This is a genomic window from Secundilactobacillus muriivasis (genome assembly GCF_054785195.1).
In genome coordinates this window covers 1-7,384 of the sequence record NZ_BAABMI010000050.1, presented here as the reverse complement: position 1 = coordinate 7,384, position 7,384 = coordinate 1, and the positions used below count along the sequence as shown (strand labels likewise).

Below are 7,384 nucleotides of genomic sequence, written 5' to 3'. Positions count from 1 at the left end.
TAAACTCAACCGTGTATAAACGGCTAACGTTTCGTTAGCTAAAATATCGGGTAGTAGGTAAATCCATTTAGTTGACGGCGTCTGTAATTGATCGTGTGATTTACCCTTCAACGTCACGGTGGGGTACTGCGGGATCAAATCGTGTGTGAAGAGGTATTTGAAATAAATATTAATGTGGGATAACACCTTGTTGTAGGTCCCGTTCGTAACTTGTCGTTCGTTGACTAGCATCGCGAGATATTGCTCAACGTCGCGGTCTAATAGCGTTGCGACCCGGTGATCACGTTGATAACCGGTGTTGAAGTCGCTGAGATAGCGGAACAGGTCGGTGAGGACCGAACTGTACTCGTCAATGGTGGCCTGTGCCAATTCTTGAATGGTGAGGTACTGCTCGAAGCTGTCCTGATAGGGATATCGGTTGGTGTGAGCCATAGGTAATCACTTCCTTATAAGTTACTTTAACTTATTAGTGGTGCGAATGCTAGTGAGAAGCGCGTGATGCTGAAAGAAGCGTCAAAATTCTGATTTCGGCTAGGGTAATAAAATAGCGTCGCGGATTCCAGTGGTAGGAATCTGCGACGCTACTTTACTGATAATTATGAAGCCTAATCGAAATTAATTGGTTTCCACAAACACCGCGTTCGTCTTATCTGAATCGACGTTCCGTACAGCCTTATAACCGCTCATGTGGAGCTTGGTCTTGCTGTTAGTCCCCTTGGTAGTGGCCTTAACCGTTACCGTTTGAGTCATTGGAATACCGGATAACTTACCAGACAGCTTGATGACGGTCTGGTTGTTGCTGTTCTTGGTGAAGGTGTAGTTGACCGTACCTTCTTTGTTCAATGCGCCAGCCTTTTTAGCGGCACTAAGTGACTTGTAGAACTTATCAACGTTGTACATCGTGGCCTTGCCAGTGGTTTTGTCAAAGGCAACGGCTTCAACGCCAGAGTTACTGTTGTGGTTGATTTTGCCAGCTAGGTACCAGAACCCATCGCCCTTAAGCACCGTTGATTTAACGTCAGCGTGCTGCGTGGTCTTAGGTTCATTCTTAAAACTAGCTTGTTCGTTCTGTTTTGATTTGCTTTGGTTTCCGCAACCGGCCAAAACGATGGCCAGAACCGCGACAAGACTAACTAGGAAGGTCGTTGTCCGGGTTTTCTTCATAAATGATCACCTCATTGATTTTGTGGCAAGTATAGCATAACTACGTAACAAGACGTTAATCGTTGTGTTAAGAAACGGTTAAGAGTGTGGTGGGATAAATCAAACTTGGTAGGGGAGGTGGCGTCTGCCAGTTGCTGTTAGGAGTTGCTGACGGTTGACTGGCCAGTTTGGTAATCGATCGTCGCACCCGGTTGAACGTTGAAGATGTAGATGTTAAAGCGAATTTGCTGGCTACCAATGGATTCAGCCTGCATGTGAACGCCACGGGCGAGTAGTTCGGTATTTCGAAATACCGGGGTGACCTGATAGCGGACGTAATCGCTAGGGTGCGACTTCAGGTAACTCGCCACATCGGATTCGTAGTTTTCCATGCCCGGTGCGTTGAGTGACCGGGTGCCGGTCATCAGGTTCTTCGGGTTGTTATTTTGCCCGGTAAGCTGGTAGCCAATCAAATGACTTCTATTATAGAGCCAATCGGTTTTACCCTGATAGGTGATGCGCTTATTGTGCCAGCCGGTTGGTGAGACGTAGAGCGGTTCGCGTTCAGCGGATGGCATGAGCGATTTAGCAAGTAGGGCGTCTGCACCGGTGACCCGGTTGAGTGAGTCAAGGTTGTGGTATTCCTGCCAGGCGCCTTTGCTGGTGCTCAACTGCGCCTTGGTGAAGGTTGGCTGATCACCATTTACTTTGACGATTTGCTGATTTTTGTACGTGAGGTTGGCCAGTTGGCTGGTACTGCTGGCAGTTGTTTTGCCTGTGGTGGTGCTGTTTGAGTTTTTGGTACCCGAACTTCCCGTAACCGACTGAATCACGGACTGGGCTTTTTCCCGCCAGGCGGGTTGGCTACTACTCGTTGTGGTCGTGTTTGACGACTGATTGCCGTTATCGCCAGTCGTCGAAACGACCCCGACAATAATGGCGACAAAGACAACCAGATACGTGAAGACGGAACCTTTCCGTCGACGCCTTCTTGGCATGGTGAATTCCTCCTGTTGATGATGATGTATTTAGTTTAACAGGAAACGTATGTTCGCGCGAGTGGATTTTTATTTTTCCAGCGTAAGTGTTGGGTGCGATTTGGGTGTTGGCTGTTTGTCATCGCTTCGCTCGGCAAAGCCGCATAAAAACCAGCGCTCTCAGGCTACAAAATTCGGCGTCACTTGAGCTGTTGCTTCCGGGGTTCCTGAAGTTACAGGAACTTGTCAACCACGCGCTTTCTGGCCACCACGCCGAATAGCCAGATAGGCTTCCAGACTTCGTCGGGTCGTGCTGCGCGAGACTGAGAGCTGAATGCAAGGCAACACCGGTAAACCCGCCAGGCCCGGGCGCCTTCACCGGTGTTACCTTGCATACTGCTCTCAACCCGTCTCGCTCCGCACACTAAACGTAAGAAAAATCTGTTCAACACATCAAAAACCAGTACAATAGAAACGGCAGTAAGATGCATAGTAGTTAACTCAGAAAGGAATAGACAGATGCGATTAGGGAGTATTGAAGCCGGCGGGACGAAGTTTGTTTGTGCCGTTGGTGATGAACAGTTTCACGTATTAGACCGGACACAGTTTCCAACGACAACGCCGGCGGAGACGTTAGCGAAAACGGTGGCGTATTTTAAACAGTTTGAGGATGAATTAGACGCGTTAAGCATTGCGTCGTTTGGTCCGATTGAGATTCGGTCACAAGCACCACAGTACGGCTACATAACGAATACGCCGAAGCCCAATTGGCCCTACACGGACTTTTTAGGGACATTGAAGGCGGCATTGAACCTACCGATTTACTGGACAACGGATGTGAATGGTTCGGCGTATGGTGAATACGTGGCGTTACCAGAAGCGCAGCGGCCACGGTCACTGGTGTATTTTACAATTGGCACCGGCGTTGGGGCTGGCGAACTTGTAAATGGTGACTTTTTGGGTGAATTAGGGCACCCAGAAGTGGGACACGTTCGCTTGAAGCGACATCCGGATGACTTAGACTTTGCGGGGATTTGTCCTTATCACGGCGATTGTTTAGAAGGCTTAGTTGCGGGGCCAACGTTTGAAGCGCGGTTGGGGAAGCCTGGTGTTGAAGTGCCACTCAGTGATCACGTTTGGGATATCATGGCCTACTACATTGCACAGGCGGCGGTTCAAGAAACGCTGATGTTACGGCCCAATAAAATTGTTTTTGGTGGCGGCGTTATCAGTGAACCATTCATGGAAAAGATTCGGGAACAGTTTGCGCAATTAATGAACGGGTATGCTGAAGTAGGGGCGTTGACCGACTACCTCACGATGCCAGTGGTTCCTGAAAATGGCTCGGCAACGGTTGGTAATTTTGCACTCGCAAAACGACTTTTAGGGTAGTTTTAGTCGGTTACTATCAGTAACTACGCGGTTATTGAAAAAATGTTTGAAAAAGAAGAATTTTTTTCGACTATCGGGTTGTGTTTCACGTGAAACAAGTTCTATGATGAGAGGGAAGTTATAATTGAATAGGGGAGTGATGAAACTGAGACGATTAAGATGGTTAATGGTCAGTTTCATGAGTGTTTTAGTTGGTTTAGCACTTGTTCGGCCGTTAGGGGCGGCTGCCAAGTGGGTCGTTGTGCACCAAGCGTCATCTGGACTGATCGTGCACCGGTCAAGTATGCGCCGGGTTAACAACAGCCGGGTACACTACGTTAAAGTGCCCAAGTCATACGCGCACGTGAAGAAGACGAGCGCCACGCATGAAATTAAGGCAACCAAGGGTAAGGCGGTCACGTTTAAGACCAAATACCTGTTGCCATACCCTGGTAAAAATGGTCAACGCTGGGGGAATCCCCAGTCGATCGCCATTTCCAAGAGTAATTATATGTATATCGTGTATTGTCCAACCAACGTTAAGAACCGCGGACGAATCGTCCGGTTTGATATGGCGTTGTTAACGAAGCTTGGCGTGGACAAGTCACCGAAGGTATTGCAGTCGGCTTACGTAAAGCACCATGGTCGGTATTCAGCAAGTCAAAAGCGGATTCAAAAGGCCATTAAGGTTGGCCCAACGTTTACGACGGGTCACGGGCAGTCGTTAGCTTACAACTACAAGACAAAAGCCTTGTATATGTGGCGTGATACGGAAAAGAGCGCCCGGGTACCAACGAGTATGTGGGGCGTTATTCAGCACATTGATTCTAAATCTTTGCGGCCAGACCGAGCAGTCCGGTTCCGGTTAGCCTCTGGCGGGATGCGGGTACCAGGTGGCCACACCTTGGCATTTGATAAATCCGGTAACGCCTACTTCTGGAGTAACCCGGGAATCGGCGGCTACGTCTATAAAGGAAAGATTAGTGCGCATCACGTCAAATTCCGGCTAACGAGTCAGATTTTAAGACATATTCCGGGCACCCGGATTCAAAGTATGGGCTATAATCCAGTGCGTCACCGACTATACATGGTGTCGGATGGCTCAATCGCAAGCTTCCCAACCAAGCGGCTTAACGGTCGTGGTTCATTGACGAATGGCAGTTTTGAGTGGTCAGGCTTGTCACCAAAGCGTGAGTTAGAAGGCCTAGCTTACGATAGCGCGGGTCATGGCTACTTGCTGACGAATCATAATCCGGAAGTGTTGGTGGCGGGAAAGTATTAGAGTGCAGAGTGTGGAACGAAGCGGTTAGAGAGCGGCGTGTAAAGGCAACCCGGTGAAAGCCCCGGGCCTGGGGTTTTACCGGGTTGCCTTTACACATAGCTCTCTGCTTCGTGGAGCACATTTAGTCTCGAGGACAGCAACGCAGTTACGCTAGATCAACCACAAAGCAAAACCACAAAGCAAAACAAACATCAAAAAGGCACCACAACACTCAACTTCTCGAGCGTTGCGGTGCCTTTTCAATCAAAATCAACGATTATTATAACGGTAAATCGCATACAGCACGATTGCCAACAGGAACCCAATCCCTAAAACCGGGTTGTCCCGAAACAACCAGTGAAAAATGCGGAAGGTCCCTAAGCCGTGGATACCGCCGATGAGTGGGGTGAACATGTGCGTGCCTTCTTTCGGTAGTGGTCGTTAAACCAGAATGTTATAATCAAAATAAGTTGAACTAACGGGTCGTTAGCGCATGACTGAAGTGACCGTCTGTGACGGTAGTTGACGTCATTATAGATGATGTTGGCGGCTATCTCAACTCTAGGATGTAGTGGATAGGAGGAGACGGATGGTCATTACGTTAACGATGATTGGCGAGTTGATCTACTTGGTCAACGTTGTGGTTGCCATTATCATGGTATTTCGACAACGGCGCGATATTGCGGCGATTTGGGCGTGGCTGCTGGTCCTGTTATTGTTGCCGGTGGTTGGGTTTGTGCTATACGCCTTTTTGGGGCGGCAATTACCGCAGGGCAAACTGTTTAAGGTTAAAAGCGATACCCAGTTAGAAATGGCGGATCTATTGGCGAAGCAGCGACAGGCATTAGGGAATGAGCAGCTACCAGCAGATGAGGTATCCACTTCGGTTCAGGAATTGGTTCAAATGTTTATGACGGCCAACGATGCTTTCTTGGCCCGGAAAAACCGGGTTAAACTCATCGCGGATGGGCACGAGTTATTTCATCACATGATAGAAGATATTGAGCGTGCGAAGAGTAGCGTGCACGTGGAATTTTATACGTTTTATAACGATCGAATTGGGCGAGAACTACGCGACTTATTGGTTCGAAAAGCACAATCGGGCGTTGAGGTTCGGGTGATTTATGATCCGTTTGGGTCGTTGGGCACGTACCGGTCGTTTTTTAAACCGTTGCAAGAAGCGGGCGGTTACGCAGAGCCGTTTCTAGCCCACGCGATGATCTGGGACTTCCGGTTAAACTTCCGGAATCACCGAAAAATCGTGGTGGTTGATGGCAAAATCGGCTACGTCGGCGGCTATAACGTGGGTGACCAGTATCTCGGCCGAAAAGCGAAATTTGGCTACTGGCGTGACACTCATTTGCGTTTGACGGGCTCTGGTGTTTTCGGGCTACAGGGACGATTTATTCAAGATTGGAACGCCACGGCCCATGCGGGGGCACTACCAGCGGACCGAATCGTTGCCAAATACTTCCCACTGACCCACGTTAAGGGCGAAACCAACCTCCAAATCGTGACGAGTGGCCCGGATTCAGAGCTTCAGCAAATCAAAATGGGGTACATCAAACTGATCCAAACAGCCAAAAAACGAGTTTGGTTGCAGACTCCGTATTTAATCCCAGACGATAGCGTGATGGACGCCCTTAAAATTGCAATTATGGCGGGCGTTGACGTGCGAATCATGATTCCTTGCATGCCGGATCATCCGTTCGTCTACCGAGCAACGCAGTACTATGCGCACGAGTTGGCCAAATTCGGCGCGAAAATTTTCTACTATCAAAACGGCTTCATGCACGCCAAAACGATGGTGGTGGATGACCAATTTGCGTCGGTAGGGTCAGCTAATCTGGATTATCGTAGCTTCAAACTAAATTTCGAAGTTAACGCCTTTTTATACGATCGGAAGTTGGCTGGCGAGCTCGCTGAATTGTTTAAAAATGATGAACTAAAAAGCCAATTAGTGACGGTGGAGATGTTTGAACAACAGTCCGGTTGGTTGCGGTTCAAACAGAGTTTTTCACGCCTGTTATCGCCTGTTTTATAGATTCTAGAAACGCTGTTATACCGGTGTTTATAAAACAAGTTAAAAAAATCACAAAATTCGAAGCAAAATGCTTGTAATCGGTTCCAAAACAGGTTATGATATCCATGGAAGGTTAGATAAGACCAATTCAGAACCATAGTAGTATCGTTGCTGTGAAGTAACAGAAGTCCATTGGTCAAGTGTTGTATACCAATTGGATGGTAGTAGGATGTTGATGTTTATGGGTAACACTTGCAGTACTGTTGTTGGCGGATGTTCATGTTCAATGAGGCGTCGAATAACAGAAGATGGAATCGGTGTTCGATGGTAACCCTCCCGTCATATGCAGAGTCCCAAGCAAAACGATCAAACAGATTTAGCGTCACTAGAATCAAATTGGTCATAACCTTCTACAGGTACGAAAGGTCGCGTTAGTTAGTAATTGCGGCCGGTTATAAGCTCCATGTTTTAAGTTCCAAGATTCAAGTTCCAAGTTTTATGTTTCAAGAGTCATGCGTTAAGCTTCAAGTACCAAGTACCAAGTACCAAGTACCAAGTACCAAGTACCAAGTACCAAGTACCAAGTACCAAGTACCAAGTACCAAGTAC

7 protein-coding genes are annotated in these 7,384 nt (G+C 48.0%); 3 read left to right on the top strand and 4 right to left on the bottom strand.

What is annotated here, in order from left to right; translation table 11 throughout:
* The 3 genes from ACYVR3_RS11710 to ACYVR3_RS11700 form a co-directional block, all read right to left on the bottom strand.
* A partial coding sequence (locus tag ACYVR3_RS11710) for a phage integrase N-terminal SAM-like domain-containing protein (protein ID WP_461244392.1) occupies window positions 1-432 on the bottom strand: 432 nt, incomplete at its 3' end.
* A 183-nt stretch (window positions 433-615) separates the two neighbouring features.
* A complete protein-coding gene (locus ACYVR3_RS11705) occupies window positions 616-1,164 on the bottom strand; it encodes a hypothetical protein (protein ID WP_461244391.1) in 549 nt (182 codons plus the stop codon).
* 137 nt (window positions 1,165-1,301) lie between these two features.
* Complete coding sequence (locus tag ACYVR3_RS11700; RefSeq protein ID WP_461244390.1) at window positions 1,302-2,141, bottom strand: DNA/RNA non-specific endonuclease; 840 nt, start codon at window positions 2,139-2,141, stop codon at window positions 1,302-1,304.
* A gap of 498 nt (window positions 2,142-2,639) precedes the next feature.
* Between ACYVR3_RS11700 and scrK the strand changes: the two genes are divergently transcribed.
* Complete coding sequence (gene scrK / locus ACYVR3_RS11695; RefSeq protein ID WP_461244389.1) at window positions 2,640-3,512, top strand: fructokinase ScrK; 873 nt, start codon at window positions 2,640-2,642, stop codon at window positions 3,510-3,512.
* A 139-nt stretch (window positions 3,513-3,651) separates the two neighbouring features.
* Window positions 3,652-4,773 carry a hypothetical protein gene (locus ACYVR3_RS11690; protein ID WP_461244388.1) on the top strand — a complete coding sequence of 374 codons (1,122 nt, stop codon included), beginning with the start codon at window positions 3,652-3,654 and terminating at the stop codon, window positions 4,771-4,773.
* 249 nt (window positions 4,774-5,022) lie between these two features.
* Here ACYVR3_RS11690 and ACYVR3_RS11685 read toward each other — a convergent pair whose 3' ends face one another.
* Entirely contained in the window at window positions 5,023-5,166 is a 144-nt protein-coding gene (locus ACYVR3_RS11685; protein ID WP_461244387.1) for a hypothetical protein, read from the bottom strand.
* Between the two features lie 175 nt (window positions 5,167-5,341).
* Here ACYVR3_RS11685 and cls point away from each other — a divergent pair, with 175 nt between their 5' ends.
* Window positions 5,342-6,796, top strand: a complete 1,455-nt coding sequence (cls, locus tag ACYVR3_RS11680) for a cardiolipin synthase (protein ID WP_461244386.1) — start codon at window positions 5,342-5,344, stop codon at window positions 6,794-6,796.
* The last annotated feature ends 588 nt before the right edge of the window (window positions 6,797-7,384 follow it).

Excerpts from the sequence above, each read along its gene's own strand:
- ACYVR3_RS11700 (WP_461244390.1), bottom strand. The coding sequence starts at position 2,141 with ATGCCAAGAAGGCGTCGACGGAAAGGTTCCGTCTTCACGTATCTGGTT.
- scrK (WP_461244389.1), top strand. The coding sequence starts at position 2,640 with ATGCGATTAGGGAGTATTGAAGCCGGCGGGACGAAGTTTGTTTGTGCC.
- ACYVR3_RS11690 (WP_461244388.1), top strand. The coding sequence starts at position 3,652 with ATGAAACTGAGACGATTAAGATGGTTAATGGTCAGTTTCATGAGTGTT.
- ACYVR3_RS11685 (WP_461244387.1), bottom strand. The coding sequence starts at position 5,166 with ATGTTCACCCCACTCATCGGCGGTATCCACGGCTTAGGGACCTTCCGC.
- cls (WP_461244386.1), top strand. The coding sequence starts at position 5,342 with ATGGTCATTACGTTAACGATGATTGGCGAGTTGATCTACTTGGTCAAC.
- ACYVR3_RS11705 (WP_461244391.1), bottom strand. The coding sequence starts at position 1,164 with ATGAAGAAAACCCGGACAACGACCTTCCTAGTTAGTCTTGTCGCGGTT.